Below are 15247 nucleotides of genomic sequence, written 5' to 3' on the forward strand. Positions count from 1 at the left end.
ACAGCACCTCCCCGACGACGCCGACCACGGCATCGTCTTAAAGCCCCCGGACAGCACAAACCCCGGCCACAGGCCGGGGTTTGTGCGACACCCTCGTTAGCAGGGGTTTTGTGTAATCGGGGCGCCGAGATTTGAACTCGGGACCTCACCGACCCGAACGGTGCGCGCTACCAGGCTGCGCCACGCCCCGACGTACGGTGCCCGGTCAGTATTCCACAAGCGGCGCGAGGAGCGGCGTCTCGATCCGAGGCCCGCCGACGCCACCGCGAGCGCAGCCACCCGCCCCGACCGGCTAGCGTTCCCCTCATGGCCGCCCGCACCGAAGAGATCATCGCCTACCTCGACGAGCTGCTCGGCGTCAGGGGCTTCCCGGACATGGGGCCCAACGGGCTGCAGGTGCCCGGCTCGCCGACCGTGACGACCGTCGTCACCGGCGTCTCGGGGCAGCTGGAGCTGTTCGAGCGCGCGGTCGAGCTCGGGGCGCAGCTGGTGATCGTCCACCACGGGATCCTGTGGGACTTCGAGCCGCGGCGGATCGGCGCGGCGCAGGCGAAGCGGCTGAAGACCCTGCTCGCCAACGACGTCGCGCTCGCCGGCTACCACCTGCCGCTCGACGCGCATCCGGAGGTCGGCAACAACGCGCTGATCGCGGCCGGGCTGGGCGCCGACGTGGTCGAGCCGGCGTTCGACCACAAGGGGCGGACGATCGGCGTCATCGCCCACTTCGACGACAACGGCGGCGACGGGATCCCCGCCAGCGAGCTGTTCGCGCGCGTGGCGACGCTGACCGACCGCGATCCGCTCGTCTTCGACGCCGGCCCCGCCTTCGTGCGGCGGCTCGGGATCGTCTCCGGCTCCGCGGCCAACGATCTGGCGACCGCGATCGACCTCGGGCTCGACGCCTTCATGACCGGCGAGCCGAAGGAGCACGTGATGGCGCAGGCGCGTGAGAACTTCATCCACTTCATCGCCGCCGGCCACTACGCGACCGAGACCTTCGGGATCCGGCGGATCGGCGAGCTGGTCGCCGAGCGGTTCGGCGTCGCTCACCACTTCGTCGATCTCCCAAACCCCGTCTAGGCGCCAACGCCGCACGCTCGGACCAGCGGGTTTGAGCGCGTCCGTCGGGGGAGGTATAACCGCTCAACGGCATCCACACGGGAGGTCTCGAGACCGATGGCAAACCATCTGACGCCCACGGAGCTCGCACGTGAGGCCGGCCTCGACCGGCGCGACGTGATCATGAAGTGCCTCGAGATGGGCGTCCCCATCTACAACGGTCGGATCGACAGAACCCTCTTCGCGGCGAGCCTGGAGCAGCAGTACCAGGTCACCGCCTCCCCCACCCCGCTGGCGACCGGATAGGCCTCCTCGACATCCCGGTCGCGCCCGCCGCCGCCGACCCGAACGCAGGCGGGCATCGCGCGTGCGCCATTCACACGCGCGCGAACAGCCGCCTGGCCGGATAGCCAGGAACCCGCACATCGCCCTCTGAGGCGCGGTTAGGATCGGCTTGCTCCCATTCCGCACCGAGGAGGAGGTTGTGATGGAGGCCAGCGCCACCCAGCGCGCGACCGACGCGTCGACCGGCTCGGAGACGATCGCCGACCTGCTGTCCCTCGCCGCGGACCGCTACGGCGACCGCGTGGCGGTGAAGGTCAAGCGCGACGGCGCCTGGCAGGACGCGACCTTCGCCGAGGTCGGGGCGATCGCCGACGAGATCTCCGAAGGCCTGATCGACCTCGGCGTCGCCCCCGGCGACCGCGTCTCGATCCTCTCCCGCACGCGCCCTGAGTGGACCTACGCCGATTTCGGCATCGCGCAGATCGGCGCCGTCGTCGTGCCGATCTACCAGACCAACTCGCCGGAGGAGTGCGAGTGGGTGCTGAGCGACTCCGACGCGATCGCGGTCGTCGTCGAGAACGCTGGCGAGCTGGCGAAGGTGCGCGCAGTCCGCGCCCGCCTCCCCCACCTCAGGCACGTGGTCGTGATCGACCCCGATGGGATCGACGAGGCGGAGATGAACGACTCGAGCGCGATCTCGCTCGCCGAGCTGCGGGCCCGCGGCCGCGCCCGCACCCGCGCCCGCGGCGACCGCGCCGAGCTGGAGGCCCGCATCGCGGCGGTCAAGCCCGGCGACCCCTTCACCTTCATCTACACCTCCGGCACGACCGGCCCGCCGAAGGGCTGCGTCCTCACGCACGGCAACTACCGCGCGATGCTGACGATGGCCGAGCACGGCAACAGCATCGTCGAGGACGAGCTGACCTACCTCTACCTGCCGCTCGCGCACTCCTACGCGCTGCTGGTCCAGCTGCTCTCCTTCGACGTCGGCGCGGCGCTCGCGTACTGGTCCAACGACCCGCTCCAGATCATCGTCGAGCTGAACGAGGTCCATCCGACCAACCTCCCGTCGGTCCCGCGGATCTTCGAGAAGATCTACACGCTCGTCACGGGCAATTTCCCGCCGGACGAGATCCGCCAGGCGGCCCAGCTCGGCGTCCGGGTCCGCCACCTCCAGCTCGCCGGCGAGCCGGTCCCGCCCGACCTCCAGGCCGCCTTCGCCAGAGCCGACGAGGAGCTCTACTCGAAGGTCCGCGCCGCCTTCGGCGGCCGCGTCCGCCAGGCCGTCACCGGCGCCGCCCCGATCGCGAAGGAGATCCTCGAGTTCTTCTTCGCCTGCGGCGTGCCGGTCTTCGAGGGCTACGGCATGACCGAGACCTCGACCGCCGCGACCTTCCAGTCGCTGGAGGAGCACAAGTTCGGCACCGTCGGCAAGCCCTTTCCCGGCGTCGAGCTGAGAGTCGCCGACGACGGCGAGGTGCTGATCAAGGGCGCGAACGTCTTCGCCGGCTACCACAAGCGCGACGACGCGAGCTTCGGCGCGATCGTCGACGGCTGGCTGCACACCGGCGACCTCGGCTCGATCGACGACGACGGCTTCCTCACGATCGTCGGGCGCAAGAAGGACCTCATCATCACCGCCGGCGGCAAGAACATCACGCCCGCGAACATCGAGAACGACATGAAGCGGTCGCGCTGGGTCTCCCAGGCGGTGATGCACGGCGACCGCCGCCCCTTCCCCGTGATGCTGATCACGCTCGACGCCGAGGTCGTCGTCCCGTGGGCCCAGCAGCAGGGCCTCCCCGAGGACGTCGCCGCGCTCTCCAGAGAGCCGCGCGTGCTGGCGCTGATCCAGGCCGACCTCGATCGCGCCAACGAGAGGTACGCCCAGGTCGAGCAGGTGAAGAGGTTCTTCGTCCTCCCGCACGACCTCGCGCAGGAGACCGGCGAGCTGACGCCGACGCTCAAGGTGAAGCGAGCGGTCGTCAACGACAAGTACGCTGCCGAATTCGATGCCCTCTACGCGGAGTAGCGCGAGGGCGTAGTCTCCAAGCGAGAGAGATGCGCACCGATCCGAGCGACACGGGCGGGCTGTTCGTCACCCGACGGCCCGGGACGAGACCGACGAAGTACAGAGCGCCGCCGAGAACGCTCGGCGAGAGACGCCGTCGCGCCGACAGCCTCTTCGCCGGCTTCCTGCTCGCGGTGATGATCTTCATCAACCTCTGCTTCTGGGGCCCGCTGCCGCTCGCCTGCCTGTTCGTCGGCGGCCGGCTCCAGCACCTGACCGACAACATCGGCGTCGGCCTCGTCGCCTCGTTCGGCACGCTGATCGGCGGCCTCCTGCTCGGCCTGATGGCGCTGAAGCGGCTCGACTACATGTGGATCCTCGTGCGGCGCGCGAGCGGAGTCGACCAGCGCCAGGGCGTGATCGGCCGCATCTTCATGATCTGCTGCGCGATCGGCGCGCCGGTCTTCGTCGTCTGGTTGCTCGGCTTCAGCGGGGCCCAGCTCTCCGGCATGGGCAACATGGGCATATGACCCGGTGAGCGACGCCGGCCGACCGTACGCGGCGTACCATTAGGCGGGGATGGGGCTTCGCGGGTACTACAAGCAGTTCGCGGGGATGTCCGACGAGGAGATCACCGAGGAGCTGAAGGAGAAGGCGGCAGAGGAGCGGCGCAAGGCGCTCGCCCGCGTCGACCCGCTCGACCTCTCCAGAACGACCTGGCACGAGCTGCCCCACCCCGACGTCGTCGCCGCGGTCACCTTCGCCGCGCGCGGCGCCCTCAACGCCGCCGGCGACCCGACCGCCGAGGAGCTGCGGCGGGCGCTCGGCCGCCGCGTCGGGATCGAGCCGGAGCGGATCGCCGTCGGCAACGGCGCCGCCCAACTGCTCTCCGCCGCGACCCGCGCGCTCCTGAAGGCCGGCGAGGAGCTGCTGATCCCGTGGCCGTCGTACGGCCTCTACCCGCTGATGGCGCAGCGTTCCGGCGCCCGCGCCGTCCCGGTCCCGCACGGCCATGACGTCGAGCGTCTGCTCGCGGCCGTCACCGAGAAGACGCGCGCGATCGCGCTCTGCAACCCGAACGACCCGACCGGCGCGTACATCCCCCCGCAGCGGCTGCGCGAGCTGCTCGACGCGCTGCCCGAGCAGGTCTCGCTGCTGCTCGACGAGGCGCTCGTCGACTACGTCGCCGACGAGCGCGCCGCCGCCGGCTCGCTGGCGCTGCTCGACGACCATCCGCGCCTGCTCGTCTTCCGCACCTTCTCGAAGGTCTACGGCCTCGCCGGGCTGCGCTGCGGCTACGTCCTCGGCGGCCCGGGCTCGGAGCGGCTGCTCGCCCAGCTGGCGCCGGAGCTCGGCGTCGGGACGCCGGTCCAGGCCGGCGCGCTGGAGGCGATCCGCGCCTGCGACGCGCAGGTCGCCGCCCGCCGCGCCGTCGTCCTGACCGAGCGGGCGCGCGTGCTCGACGCCCTCCACGACCTGCCCGTCGACGCCGCCCCGACCGAGGCGAACGTGCTCTGGCTGCGCGCCCCAGGCCTCACCGCCGGCGAGCTGACCGCGCGGCTGCGCAACGGCAACGTGATCGTCATGTCCGGCGAGGAGGTCGGCGACGAGGAGCACGTGCGCGCGACGGTCCAGGCGCCCCAGCATGCCGACCGCCTGCTGCAGGCGATCCGCACCTCGCTCTGACCGTCAGTCGCCGGCCGACTGGCGCAGCAGGGTGCTTCTCGTCTGCTCCAGGATCGAGCGCCAGCGGGCCGTCTCGACCGGCTCCGCGGCCGCGAAGTGCTTGACGACCTTGCGCACCCGCGTGGCGGAGATCTCGATCCCGTGCCTGGCTGCGATCCGGCGCAGCCTGTCGTAGTCCTCCGACAGCTTCACCGTCACCGATCGGAAGCCGTGGCGGGCGATCTCCACGCGCGCGCGATAGTCCATCACGCTCGTGCGGAACATCAGCTCGTCGGTCGGCTCGGGCTCGATCAGGATGATGTCGACGCCCGGGTAGCGCTGCTCCCACTGGCGCTTCAGCTCGTGCAGGCGGCCGTGGGCCATCAGCTTGAAGGTCTGGTAGCCGATCTGCGGGAAGCCCATGTCCGAGACGCGGCGCCGCCTGCGGTCGGGATCTCTCAGGTCGTTGACGTAGGGGACGAGCGGGTTGACGACGACCAGCAGTCTCGCGCCGGCCTCGACGGCGAGGTCGAGGTTGGTGGTCGAGACGATCCCGCCGTCGACCAGCTCGCGGTCGCCGATCCGCACCGGCTCGTAGACCATCGGCAGCGCCGTCGACGCGCGCACGGCGGTCGAGATCGGCACGTCGTCGAAGCCGGGTCTGCCGAAGACGACCCGCTCGGTCGTGTCGAGGTCGGTCGCGGTCAGGTAGAGCTCGTGCTCGAGCGCGCGGAAGTCGTCGCTGCGCTCGCCGCCCTCCAGCACGCTGCGCACGTACTGCTCTATCCCCTTGCCGGTGTAGAGGCCGGGCGGCATCCCCTCCGCGAGGCCGAGCACGACGTCGAGCGCCGACACCTGGCCCAGCTCCCGTATCAGCCGGCGCGTCAGCCGTGCGGCGTTGAAGGGGAAGGCGATCGCGCTGATCGCCAGGTCGCGGACGTTGAGCGCGAGGACCGCCTTCAGGTCGACGTCGGGAAACGGCGTCGGCACCTGCCGGTTCAGGACCCGCATCATCTCCTCGGGCGTGATCCCGTTCGCCGTCATCGCCGCGACGAACGAGCCGGCGCTGGTGCCGACGAAGACGTCGAAGTCGGTCACCGAGCGGTTGACCGACAGCAGGTCGAGCGCCCGCAGCGCGCCGATCTCGTAGACCGCGCCGGTGAAGCCGCCGCCGCCGAGCACGAGCGCCGTCTTCGAGCTGCCGCGGCGACCGGCGCCCGCGCCTCTTCTCGCGCCGGCGCGTGGGCCGGTGGCGGCGCCGCGGCCGGCGCGCTCGGCGGCCGACCGCTCCAATCTGACGACTCTGCCCATGGTCACCCAATAGTGTACGGCTGCGTTTTGACCGCCAAACGCACTGCCATCTCCCCCGGACCGCGACTTTTCGCGCGCATGCCTGTTCCGAGCAGCGTGCGCCGAATTGCCCTGCTCCTCTCCGCGGCCGCGCTGACTGCGCCGGCCGCCGTCGCCCAGACCGCCTCCGCCGCCCCGCTCGACCGCGCCGTCACGCGTGAGCTGAGCCGCGCCGGCGGCGTCAACGGCGGCTACGTGCTCGACACCACCACCGGCCGCGTGCTCGCCTCCGTGCGCGCCGACACGCCGCGGATACCGGCCTCCGTCGAGAAGCTCTACACGACCTCGACGGCGCTCCTGCGCTTCGGCGCCGACGGCACGCTCGACACGAGCGTGCTCGGCAGCGGCAGGCTGCTGGACAACGGCACCTGGCGCGGCGACCTGTGGCTGCGCGGCACCGGCGACCCAACCTTCGGCTCCCAGAGCTTCATCAACCGCTCCTACGGGGTCGGCACGAGCGTCGAGGAGCTCGCGCAGGCGATCGCCGACGCCGGCATCACGCGCGTCACCGGCCGCGTCTACGGCGACGAGAGCCGCTTCGACCTGCGCCGCGGCGGCCCCTCGACCAGCTGGCGCTACGACGTCTGGATCGGCGGCGCCCTCTCGGCGCTGCTCTACAACCGCGGCCTCGCCAAGGAGGACGGCTCGGCGCGGCAGACGGCGCCGGCGCTGTTCGCCGCCCAGCAGCTGACGGCCGCGCTGAAGCGGGCCGGCGTGCGCGTCGGGAAGGCGGCGTCGAGCGGACCCGCGCCCGAGAGCGCCGAGCAGCTCGCCGCGATCTCCTCGCCGCCGATGTCGACGCTCGCGCGGCTGACGAACGTCGACTCGGACAACCTCTACGCCGAGCAGCTGCTGAAGACCGTCGGCGCCCACCACGGCCGCGCCGGCTCGACGGCCGCCGGCGCGGCGGTCGTGCGCCAGACGATGCGGCGCTTCAAGGCAAGCCCGCGGATCGCCGACGGCTCCGGCCTCTCGCGCGTCAACGCGACGACGCCGCGCCAGGTCGTGCTGATGCTCGACGGGATGCGCGACGAGCCCGGCTTCCGCGCCAGCCTGCCGGTCGCCGGCCGCACCGGCACGCTCGCCAAGCGGATGCGCGGCACCTCGGCGCAGGACCGCTGCCAGGCGAAGACCGGCACGCTCTCCAACGTCTCGGCGCTCGCCGGCTACTGCCGCACCGCGAACAACCACGTCGTCGCGTTCGCCTTCCTCGCCAACAGCGTCTACACGGTCTCCGCGAAGGCGGCCGAGGACCGGCTCGCGATCATGCTGGCCCGGCAGCGGCCGGCCGGCGCCGCGCGCGCCGACGCGAAGGCGAAGGCGCAGAAGAACCGCTCCGGCGGCGCCGCGACGGGCGCCGCCGCCCACGCGCGGCGGGTCGGAGCGGTCCGCGTCGCGCGCTAGCGTCGCCTCCCGCGCTCACCGCCGACGGGAGGCGGTCGCGGGCGCGAAGCCGCCGGCCCTCAGGCGGTAGCCGGCGCGACCAGCGGCGGGGTGCGGCGCAGCCGCAGCGACAGCAGCAGCGCCGCTCCCAGCAGCGTGCCGCAGACGACCATCACCGCCGCCCAGTGGCCGCCGCTCCACGCCGCGCCGGCGGCGATCCCGCCGAGCGAGGAGCCGGCGTAGTAGGCGAGCAGGTAGAGCGCCGAGGCCTGCGCCGCCGAGCCAAGGCCGCCCGAGCGGCGGCCGACCCAGCTCGACGCGACCGAGTGGCCGGCGAAGAAGCCGGCCGTCAGCGCCGCGACGCCGAGCACGATCAGCGGCAGCGAATGGGCCCCGGTCAGCGCCAGCCCGGCGCCGGCGAGCACGATCGCGGCCGGCAGCACCGGCCGGCGCCCGACGCGGTCGGCCAGCCGCCCGGCCCACGCCGAGCTGAACGAGCCGATCGGGTAGACGAGGAAGATCGCGGCGACCGCCGCGTGGCTGAGGCCGTACGGCGCGTCCTCCAGCCGGAACGTGAGGCCGTTGTAGACGGCGGCGAAGGTCGCCATCAGCAGCGCGCCGACGGCGTCGAGCCGCAGCAGCCCCGGCTCGGTCAGGTGGACGCGCATCCCCCGCACCAGCCGCAGCGGCTCGAAGGGGCGCGAGCGGAAGTGGGCCGAGGCCGGCAGGAGCCTGACGGTCGTGAGCGCGCACACCAGCCCGATCGCGCCGACGCCGGCGAAGGCGATCCGCCAGCTGCCGCCGTCGGCGAGCACGCCGCTCAGCAGTCGCCCGAACATGCCGCCGATCGCGTTGCCGCCGACCAGCAGGCCGATCGCGAGGCCGAGCGACTTGCCGTGGACCTCCTCGGCGAGGTAGGCCATCGCGACCGCCGGGAAGCCGGCGAGCGCGACCCCTTGGAGCGCGCGGAGCGCCAGCAGCGCCTCGAAGCTCGGCGCGGCGGCGCAGGCGAGGCCGAGCAGCGCCGACAGCAGCAGCGACGACGAGATCACGCGCGTGCGGCCCCAGGTGTCGGCGACCCAGCCGGCGGGCACGAGCGCGAGCCCGAGCGCGGCCGTCGTGACCGCGAGCACGAGCGCGGAGGCGGCCGGCGTGACCGCGAACCGCTCCGACAGCAGCGGCAGCAGCGCCTGCGGCGAGAAGAGCAGCGCGAAGGTGGCGCCGCCGCCCGCGAACAGCGCGATCGCGACGCGGCGGAAGCCGGGCTCGCCGGAGCGGTGACGAGCGGTGGTCGCGTCGGTCGTAGGCACGGATCACACCGTAGGACCGGACAACGCATGTGTCCAATGCATGGTTGAGATCGAACCGATGTGCTGCAAGCATATGTGAGATGGCTCCGCGAAAAAGCCCCGTCTGGCCGGTGATCCGATGACCGTCGAGGAGCTGCGCTGGTTCGTCGCCGTCGCCGAGCGCGAGCACGTCACCGCGGCGGCCGCCGAGCTGCACGTCAGCCAGCCGGCGCTGTCGCGCGCGCTCGCGCGCGTCCAGGCGCACGTCGGCGTGCCGCTGTTCGACCGCAGCGGCCGCAACCTCAGGCTCAACCGCTTCGGCCGCCTCTACCTCGAGCGCGCCCGCCGGGCGCTCGCCGAGCTCGACGCCGGCGACGAGGAGCTGTCGGCCGCCACCGGCCAGGGCGGCGGCGGCACGGTGATGCTCGCCTTCCTGCACACGCTCGGCACCTGGCTCGTGCCGGCGCTGCTGCGCGGCTTCGGCGCGGAGCGACCCGACGTGGCGCTGCGGCTCGACCAGGGCAGCGCGCAGGAGATGACCGAGCTGCTGCACGCCGGCGAGGTCGACGCGATCCTCACCAGCCCGCGGCCGGAGGGCCGGTCGATCGGCTGGCACCCGCTCGCGAACGAGCCGCTGCGGCTCGCCGTGCCGCCCGGCCACCGGCTCGGCGCGCGCAAGCGGGTCCGGCTCGCCGAGGTCGCCGACGAGCCGTTCGTCGCGATGAAGCCCGAGTACGGCCTGCGGGGCGTGACCGACGCCCTCTGCGCCGCCGCCGGCTTCGCGCCCCGGGTCGCGTTCGAGGGCGACGACATCGGCACGCTGCGCGGGCTGGTCGCCGCCGGCCTCGGCGTCGCGCTGCTGCCGCTCCCCCACTCCGCCGGCGCCGAGATCGACCAGCCGGCGACGCCCCACCTGCAGGTCGCCGATCGCGGCGCCCAGCGGCTCCTCGGCCTCGCCTGGGACCGCTCGCGCTACCGCTCGCCGGCGACCGAGGCGTTCGTCGCGTGGGTCGTCGCCAACGGCCGCGAGCTCGCGACCGCGCCGCCGCCCTGAGCGCTACGCGCCACTCCCGCCCGCCGCGCCGCCGCCGCCCGCCGCGCCGTCGCCCGGCTCGGCCAGCTCGCCTCTCAGCGCCGCCTCCAGCCCCTCCTCGTCGAGCACGCGCACGCCGAGCCGCTCGGCCTTCTCCAGCTTCGTGCCGGGGCTGTCGCCGGCGACGACGAAGTCGGTTCTTCTCGACACCGACGAGGTGACGCGCCCGCCGGCCGCGAGGATCCGCGCGGTCGCCTGCTCGCGCGTCAGGTTCGGCAGCGTCCCCGTCAGCACGACCGTGCGGCCGTTCAGCGGCCCGTCGCCGGGCGGCGGCCCCTCCTCCTCCATCCGCACGCCCTCGGCGCGCAGGTCGGCGATCACGCGGCGCATGTGCTCGTCCTGCAGCTGGTCGTGGATCAGCTGCCCGACGACCGGCCCGATCCCCGGCGTGTCGGCGATCTGCGCGGCCGTCGCCTCCAGCAGCGCGTCGATCGTGCGGAAGCGCTGGGCGAGGTTGCGGCCGGTGACCGCCCCGACCCCCTCGATCCCGAGCGCGAACAGGACTCTCCCGAACGGCCGCTCCTTCGACGCCGCGATCGCCTCGACCGCCTTGCGCGCCGACACCTCGCCGTAGCGGTCGAGCCGCTGCAGCTGCTCGGCGTCGAGCCGGTAGAAGTCGCCCGGCACCTTCACGAGCCCGGCCTCCATCAGCTGCGAGACCTGCTTCTCCCCGATCCCGTCGACGTCCATCGCCCCGCGCGAGACGAAGCTCTGCAGCAGCTGCCAGCGACGGCCGGGGCAGGCCATGTTCGGGCACTTCGTGAAGACGCCCTCGCCCTTCACCGTCGGCGTGTCGCAGATCGGGCACCTGGCCGGCGGTCTCGGCACCGGCGCGCGGTCTCTGCGCTCGGCGACGTGCGGCGCCGGGGAGATCACCTGCGGGATCACGTCGCCGGCGCGCAGCACGATCACGTCGTCGCCCGGCCGCACGTCCTTGCGCGCGAGGTCCTCCTCATTGTGCAGCGTCGCGAGCTTGACGGTGACGCCGCCGACGTGGACGGGCTCCAGCTGCGCGAACGGGTGGAGCGTGCCGAACTTGCCGACGTTCCACATCACGTCGATCAATCTCGTCACGGCGGTCGTCGGCGGGAACTTCCACGCGATCGCCCAGCGGGGGTCGCGCCCGACCGACCCGAGCCGCCGCTGCAGCTCGACGTCGTCGACCTTGACGACGACGCCGTCGATCTCGAACGGCAGCGCCCCGCGCCGGTCCTGCCACTCGTGGCACCGTCTCAGCACCGCCTGCTCGCTGCCGAGCCGTCTGATGTCGGGGTTGACGCGGAATCTGCGCGCTCTCAACCACTCGAGGCTCTCCCAGTGGCTGGAGAACGCGAGGCCGTCGGTGACGCCGACCTGGTAGCACCACATCGACAGCGGCCGCTCGGCGGCCAGTCTCGGGTCGAGCTGGCGGATCGTGCCCGCCGCCGAGTTGCGGGGGTTCATGAAGGTCGACAGCCCCTGCTCGGCGCGGCGCTCGTTGAGCGCCTCGAAGTCGGCGAGCGACATGTAGATCTCGCCGCGGACCTCCAGCAGCGGCGGCGCGTCGTCGACGCGCAGGGGGATCGACGGGATCGTGCGCAGGTTGTGGGTCACGTCCTCGCCGATCTGGCCGTCGCCGCGCGTCGAGCCGCGCACCAGCACGCCGTCCCTGTACAACAGCGAGATCGCCAGCCCGTCGACCTTCGGCTCGACGACGTAGTCGAATCTCGGGTCCTCGATCCCCTCGCGCGCGAGGTGGGCCCGCATCCGCTGCACCCACGCGACCAGCTCCTCCTCGCTGCGCGCGTTCGCCAGCGACAGCATCGGCTGGAGGTGTCTGACCTTCTCGAGGTTGGAGACCGGCGCGCCCCCGACCCGCTGCGTCGGCGAGTCGGGCGTCACCAGCTCGGGATGCTCGCGCTCGAGTGCGCGCAGCTCGTCGAGCAGCGCGTCGTAGACGTCGTCGCCGACCTCCGGGTCGTCGAGGACGTAGTACCGGTAGCCGTGGTGGTCGAGCTCTCTGCGCAGCTCGGCGGCGCGGGCCGCCGGGTCTCTGGCGGCCGCGCTGCTCACTCCGGGTCCCGTACGGGCGGGTCGATCAGCTGGTCGAGGTCGAAGCCGCGCAGCGGCTCGATGTCGGCGTGGCTGGTCAGGTCGAAGTGGATCGGCGTGACCGAGATCCGTCCCCTCGCCACCGCCGCGATGTCCGTGCCGTCGTCGTCGACGAGGTCGTGGGCGTCGCCGTAGATTCTGAAGAGGCGCCGGCGCGGATGCTCCTCGTCGGCCAGCTCGAGCGCATCGCGGTAGAAGCGCTTGCCCAGCCGCGTCACCTCGACGCCCTCCGGCTGCATGCCCGGTGCGTTCACGTTCAGCAGGATGCCCGGCTCCAGCGGCACGGAATCGAGCTCCTCGACGATCCGCGCGGCGAAGGCGGCGACGGCGGAGAAGTCGAAGCCGGTGCCCTGGCGGAAGTCGGTCTCGCGCGCCGTCGACTGCTGCGACACGGCGATCCCGGGGATTCCCAGCAGCAGCGCCTCGAAGGCCGCGGCGACCGTGCCCGAGTAGGTGACGTCGTCGCCGATGTTGAGCCCGTGGTTGATGCCCGAGACGACCAGGTCCGGTCTGAAGCCCTCGACGATCCCGAGCTGGGTCAGGCGGACGCAGTCGACCGGCGTGCCGTCGGTCGCGTACCCGATCGTCCCGTCCTCGAAGTCGACCTCCTCGACCCACAGCGGCCTGCGTGTCGTGATCGAGCGGGCGGTCGCCGAGCGGTTGCCGTCGGGCGCGACGGTCAGCAGCTCGATCTCGTCCAGCGCCGCGAGCGCGCGCCGCAGCGCGTTGATCCCCTCGGCCTCGATGCCGTCGTCGTTGGTCAGCAGGACTCTCATCATCGCTGCGTCCATCGTATTGACCCGGGCCCGTCGAGCACCCGCCGCCCGTCGTAGCCGACGCCGGCGAGGTAGAGCCCGTGCGGCGGAGCGGTCGTCCCGCCGCGCGAACGGGGCGCGCCCTCCAGCAGGGCGCGGAACGCCTCGACCGTGCGCCGGCCGCCCGCGACCTCCAGCATCGTCCCGACGAGCGCGCGGTTCATGTTGCGCATGAAGGCGTCGGCCTCGATCAGGAACGCGAGCAGGTCGCCCCGGCGCTCCCACGACGCCCACGTCACGTCGCGCTCGAAGCGGACGTGGGCCGTCTCGGTCGGCGTGAAGGCAGTGAAGTCGTGCGTGCCGACGAGCGCCGCCGCGCAGGCGTCGAGCGCGTCGCGGTCGATCGGGTGAGGCCACCACAGGGCGCGGCCGCGCTCGTGGGCGCTGCGGGCCCGGCGGGCGAGCACGCGATAGCAGTAGGCGCGGCTGGTCGCGTCGCGACGGGCGTCGAATCCGGGCGCCGCGGCGCACGCCGACAGCACGGCGACGTCGTCGGGCAGCAGCGCGTTGAGCTGGTGCGGCGCCGCCGGGCGCCCCTCGTAGGAGACGACCTGGCTCCAGGCGTGGACGCCGGTGTCGGTGCGTCCGGCGACGGTGACCGGCACGGCCTCCCGTCGCAGCACGATCGCGAGCGCCCGCTCCAGCTCCTGCTGGACGGTGCGCCGGCCGGGCTGCTTGGCCCAGCCGGCGAACTCGCGACCGTCGTACTCCAGCTCGAGTCGCGTGACGTGGGGGCCGGTGCTCACCACGTCACCCTGTCAAGTACGGAAGAACGAGCCCCCGGGGCGAGTTCTTCCAATCTGACCCAAGGCCGCAGGCCGCGGGGTCAGACGAGTTCGAGGAAGACCATTTCGGTCGCGTCGGAGCGACGCGGGCCGAGCTTCAGGATGCGGGTGTAGCCACCCGGGCGCTCCGTGTAGCGAGGGGCGATCTCCTCGAACAGCTTGTACACGGAGTACTTGTCCTGACCGAGCGCCGAGAGGGCCTGACGACGGGCGTGCAGGTCGCCGCGCTTGGCGAGCGTGATGAGCTTCTCCAGCTCCGGCTTGACAGCCTTCGCCTTCGTCTCGGTGGTTCTGATGCGCTCGTGCTCGATGACCTCCTTGCAGAGGTTGGCGAGCAGCGCCTTCCGATGAGCGGAGGAGCGGCTGAGCTGGTAGCGGTTTCGCTGGTGACGCATGGGATCGAGAAGGGTACCCGGTTCTTAGTCCTGGCGCAGGTGGAGCCCGCGCCCTTCGAGCGTCTCGATGACCTCGTCGATCGACTTCTTGCCGAAGTTCGGGATCGCGTTGAGCTCGTTCTCGGTCTTCGAGATGAGGTCGCCGACGGTCTGGATGCCGGCGCGCTTGAGGCAGTTGTACGAACGGACGCCGAGCTCGAGCTCCTCGATGAGGATGTCGTCCATCGCGTTCGCGGGACGGCCGCCGGGACCGCCGGCGCCGCCCGGGCCGCCGACGCCGCCGGCGAGGCCGGGCTCCAGCGCGCCGAGGCCGCCGGTGTCGCGCAGCTCGACGACGCGATCGGCGTCGGTGAAGATCGCCAGCTGCGAGATCAGGATCTCGGCCGCCTCGCGCAGCGCGGCGTGCGGGTCGATCGAGCCGTCGGTCTCGATGTCGAGCGTCAGCTTGTCGAAGTCGGTCTTCTGGCCGACGCGCGCCTGCTCGACGGCGTACGCGACGCGGCGGACCGGCGAGAAGATCGAGTCGATCGGGATCACGCCGATCGGCTGGTCGGGCGACTTGTTCTCCTCGGCCGGACGGTAGCCGCGGCCGCGGCCGATCGTCAGGTAGACCTCGAGCTTCGTCTTCTTCTCGAGCGTCGCGATGTGCGCGTCCGGGTTGAGGATCTCGACGCCGGAGGGCAGGTCGATGTCCTTCGCCGTGATGTCGCCGGGGCCCGTGACGACGAGCGGGGCCTCGATCTCCGTGGCGTCGGAGTGCATGCGGCAGACGATGCCCTTGAGGTTGAGGACGATGTCGGTCACGTCCTCCTTGACGCCCGGGATCGTCGAGAACTCATGCGCGACGCCCTCGATCCGGACGCTCGTGACCGCGGCGCCGGCGAGCGAGGAGAGGAGCACACGGCGCAGGGAGTTGCCGAACGTGTAGCCGAACCCACGATCGAGCGGCTCGATCGTGAAGGAGCCGCGGTTCTCCTCGACCGTCTCGGTGGTGATTCGGGGGACTTGGAAGTCAAGCATCGGGGT

14 protein-coding genes and 1 tRNA gene are annotated in these 15247 nt (G+C 72.3%); 7 read left to right on the forward strand and 8 right to left on the reverse strand.

Going from position 1 to position 15247, the window contains the following annotated elements; translation table 11 throughout:
- Positions 1-116: 116 nt before the first annotated feature.
- Positions 117-190 (reverse strand) — tRNA-Pro (locus BDZ31_RS12305).
- 116 nt (positions 191-306) lie between these two features.
- Here BDZ31_RS12305 and BDZ31_RS12310 point away from each other — a divergent pair.
- The 5 genes from BDZ31_RS12310 to BDZ31_RS12330 all read left to right on the forward strand — a co-directional run bounded on the left by BDZ31_RS12310 (position 307) and on the right by BDZ31_RS12330 (position 5041).
- Positions 307-1080: a Nif3-like dinuclear metal center hexameric protein gene (locus tag BDZ31_RS12310; RefSeq protein ID WP_183342492.1), complete on the forward strand. Its 774-nt coding sequence runs from the start codon at positions 307-309 to the stop codon at positions 1078-1080.
- 96 nt (positions 1081-1176) lie between these two features.
- Complete coding sequence (locus tag BDZ31_RS12315; protein ID WP_183342494.1) at positions 1177-1365, forward strand: hypothetical protein; 189 nt, start codon at positions 1177-1179, stop codon at positions 1363-1365.
- Positions 1366-1546: 181 nt separating this feature from the next.
- Positions 1547-3376: an AMP-dependent synthetase/ligase gene (locus tag BDZ31_RS12320; protein ID WP_183342496.1), complete on the forward strand. Its 1830-nt coding sequence runs from the start codon at positions 1547-1549 to the stop codon at positions 3374-3376.
- A gap of 29 nt (positions 3377-3405) precedes the next feature.
- Positions 3406-3885, forward strand: coding sequence for a hypothetical protein (locus BDZ31_RS12325; protein ID WP_183342498.1), 480 nt, complete (start codon positions 3406-3408; stop codon positions 3883-3885).
- 49 nt (positions 3886-3934) lie between these two features.
- Positions 3935-5041, forward strand: coding sequence for a pyridoxal phosphate-dependent aminotransferase (locus BDZ31_RS12330; protein WP_183342500.1), 1107 nt, complete (start codon positions 3935-3937; stop codon positions 5039-5041).
- Positions 5042-5044: 3 nt separating this feature from the next.
- Here the strand turns inward: BDZ31_RS12330 and BDZ31_RS12335 are convergent, their stop codons facing one another.
- The gene (locus tag BDZ31_RS12335) at positions 5045-6331 is read right to left on the reverse strand and encodes a patatin-like phospholipase family protein (protein ID WP_183342502.1); all 1287 of its coding nucleotides are present in this window, start codon (positions 6329-6331) and stop codon (positions 5045-5047) included.
- Positions 6332-6409: 78 nt separating this feature from the next.
- Between BDZ31_RS12335 and dacB the strand changes: the two genes are divergently transcribed.
- Positions 6410-7774, forward strand: a complete 1365-nt coding sequence (gene dacB, locus BDZ31_RS12340) for a D-alanyl-D-alanine carboxypeptidase/D-alanyl-D-alanine endopeptidase (protein ID WP_183342503.1) — start codon at positions 6410-6412, stop codon at positions 7772-7774.
- 59 nt (positions 7775-7833) lie between these two features.
- Here dacB and BDZ31_RS12345 read toward each other — a convergent pair whose 3' ends face one another.
- Positions 7834-9063: an MFS transporter gene (locus tag BDZ31_RS12345; RefSeq protein WP_183342506.1), complete on the reverse strand. Its 1230-nt coding sequence runs from the start codon at positions 9061-9063 to the stop codon at positions 7834-7836.
- 118 nt (positions 9064-9181) lie between these two features.
- Here BDZ31_RS12345 and BDZ31_RS12350 point away from each other — a divergent pair, with 118 nt between their 5' ends.
- The gene (locus BDZ31_RS12350) at positions 9182-10096 is read left to right on the forward strand and encodes a LysR family transcriptional regulator (protein WP_183342508.1); all 915 of its coding nucleotides are present in this window, start codon (positions 9182-9184) and stop codon (positions 10094-10096) included.
- Positions 10097-10099: 3 nt separating this feature from the next.
- On the opposite strand, the gene ligA is transcribed toward BDZ31_RS12350, so the two are convergent.
- From ligA to BDZ31_RS12375, 5 genes are all read right to left on the reverse strand, one after another.
- The gene (gene ligA, locus BDZ31_RS12355) at positions 10100-12187 is read right to left on the reverse strand and encodes an NAD-dependent DNA ligase LigA (protein WP_183342510.1); all 2088 of its coding nucleotides are present in this window, start codon (positions 12185-12187) and stop codon (positions 10100-10102) included.
- Positions 12184-13005, reverse strand: a complete 822-nt coding sequence (surE, locus tag BDZ31_RS12360) for a 5'/3'-nucleotidase SurE (protein WP_246345137.1) — start codon at positions 13003-13005, stop codon at positions 12184-12186. Before surE ends, ligA begins: the two co-directional genes overlap by 4 nt.
- A complete protein-coding gene (gene truA, locus BDZ31_RS12365; protein ID WP_343075579.1) occupies positions 13002-13787 on the reverse strand; it encodes a tRNA pseudouridine(38-40) synthase TruA in 786 nt (261 codons plus the stop codon). The genes surE and truA overlap by 4 nt, the downstream gene beginning before the upstream one ends.
- Before the next feature lie 80 nt (positions 13788-13867).
- A complete protein-coding gene (rplQ, locus tag BDZ31_RS12370; RefSeq protein ID WP_183342514.1) occupies positions 13868-14221 on the reverse strand; it encodes a 50S ribosomal protein L17 in 354 nt (117 codons plus the stop codon).
- Positions 14222-14245: 24 nt separating this feature from the next.
- On the reverse strand, positions 14246-15241 hold the full coding sequence (locus BDZ31_RS12375; protein ID WP_183342516.1) for a DNA-directed RNA polymerase subunit alpha: 996 nt from the start codon (positions 15239-15241) through the stop codon (positions 14246-14248).
- Between the last annotated feature and the right edge of the window lie 6 nt (positions 15242-15247).

Origin of the sequence: Conexibacter arvalis (assembly GCF_014199525.1) — a bacterium.
In the GTDB taxonomy this organism is placed as follows: Bacteria; Actinomycetota; Thermoleophilia; order Solirubrobacterales; family Solirubrobacteraceae; genus Conexibacter; species Conexibacter arvalis.

Excerpts from the sequence above, each read along its gene's own strand:
- BDZ31_RS12310 (WP_183342492.1), top strand. The coding sequence starts at position 307 with ATGGCCGCCCGCACCGAAGAGATCATCGCCTACCTCGACGAGCTGCTC.
- BDZ31_RS12315 (WP_183342494.1), top strand. The coding sequence starts at position 1,177 with ATGGCAAACCATCTGACGCCCACGGAGCTCGCACGTGAGGCCGGCCTC.
- BDZ31_RS12320 (WP_183342496.1), top strand. The coding sequence starts at position 1,547 with ATGGAGGCCAGCGCCACCCAGCGCGCGACCGACGCGTCGACCGGCTCG.
- BDZ31_RS12325 (WP_183342498.1), top strand. The coding sequence starts at position 3,406 with ATGCGCACCGATCCGAGCGACACGGGCGGGCTGTTCGTCACCCGACGG.
- BDZ31_RS12330 (WP_183342500.1), top strand. The coding sequence starts at position 3,935 with ATGGGGCTTCGCGGGTACTACAAGCAGTTCGCGGGGATGTCCGACGAG.
- BDZ31_RS12335 (WP_183342502.1), bottom strand. The coding sequence starts at position 6,331 with ATGGGCAGAGTCGTCAGATTGGAGCGGTCGGCCGCCGAGCGCGCCGGC.
- dacB (WP_183342503.1), top strand. The coding sequence starts at position 6,410 with ATGCCTGTTCCGAGCAGCGTGCGCCGAATTGCCCTGCTCCTCTCCGCG.
- BDZ31_RS12350 (WP_183342508.1), top strand. The coding sequence starts at position 9,182 with ATGACCGTCGAGGAGCTGCGCTGGTTCGTCGCCGTCGCCGAGCGCGAG.
- surE (WP_246345137.1), bottom strand. The coding sequence starts at position 13,005 with ATGATGAGAGTCCTGCTGACCAACGACGACGGCATCGAGGCCGAGGGG.
- rplQ (WP_183342514.1), bottom strand. The coding sequence starts at position 14,221 with ATGCGTCACCAGCGAAACCGCTACCAGCTCAGCCGCTCCTCCGCTCAT.
- BDZ31_RS12375 (WP_183342516.1), bottom strand. The coding sequence starts at position 15,241 with ATGCTTGACTTCCAAGTCCCCCGAATCACCACCGAGACGGTCGAGGAG.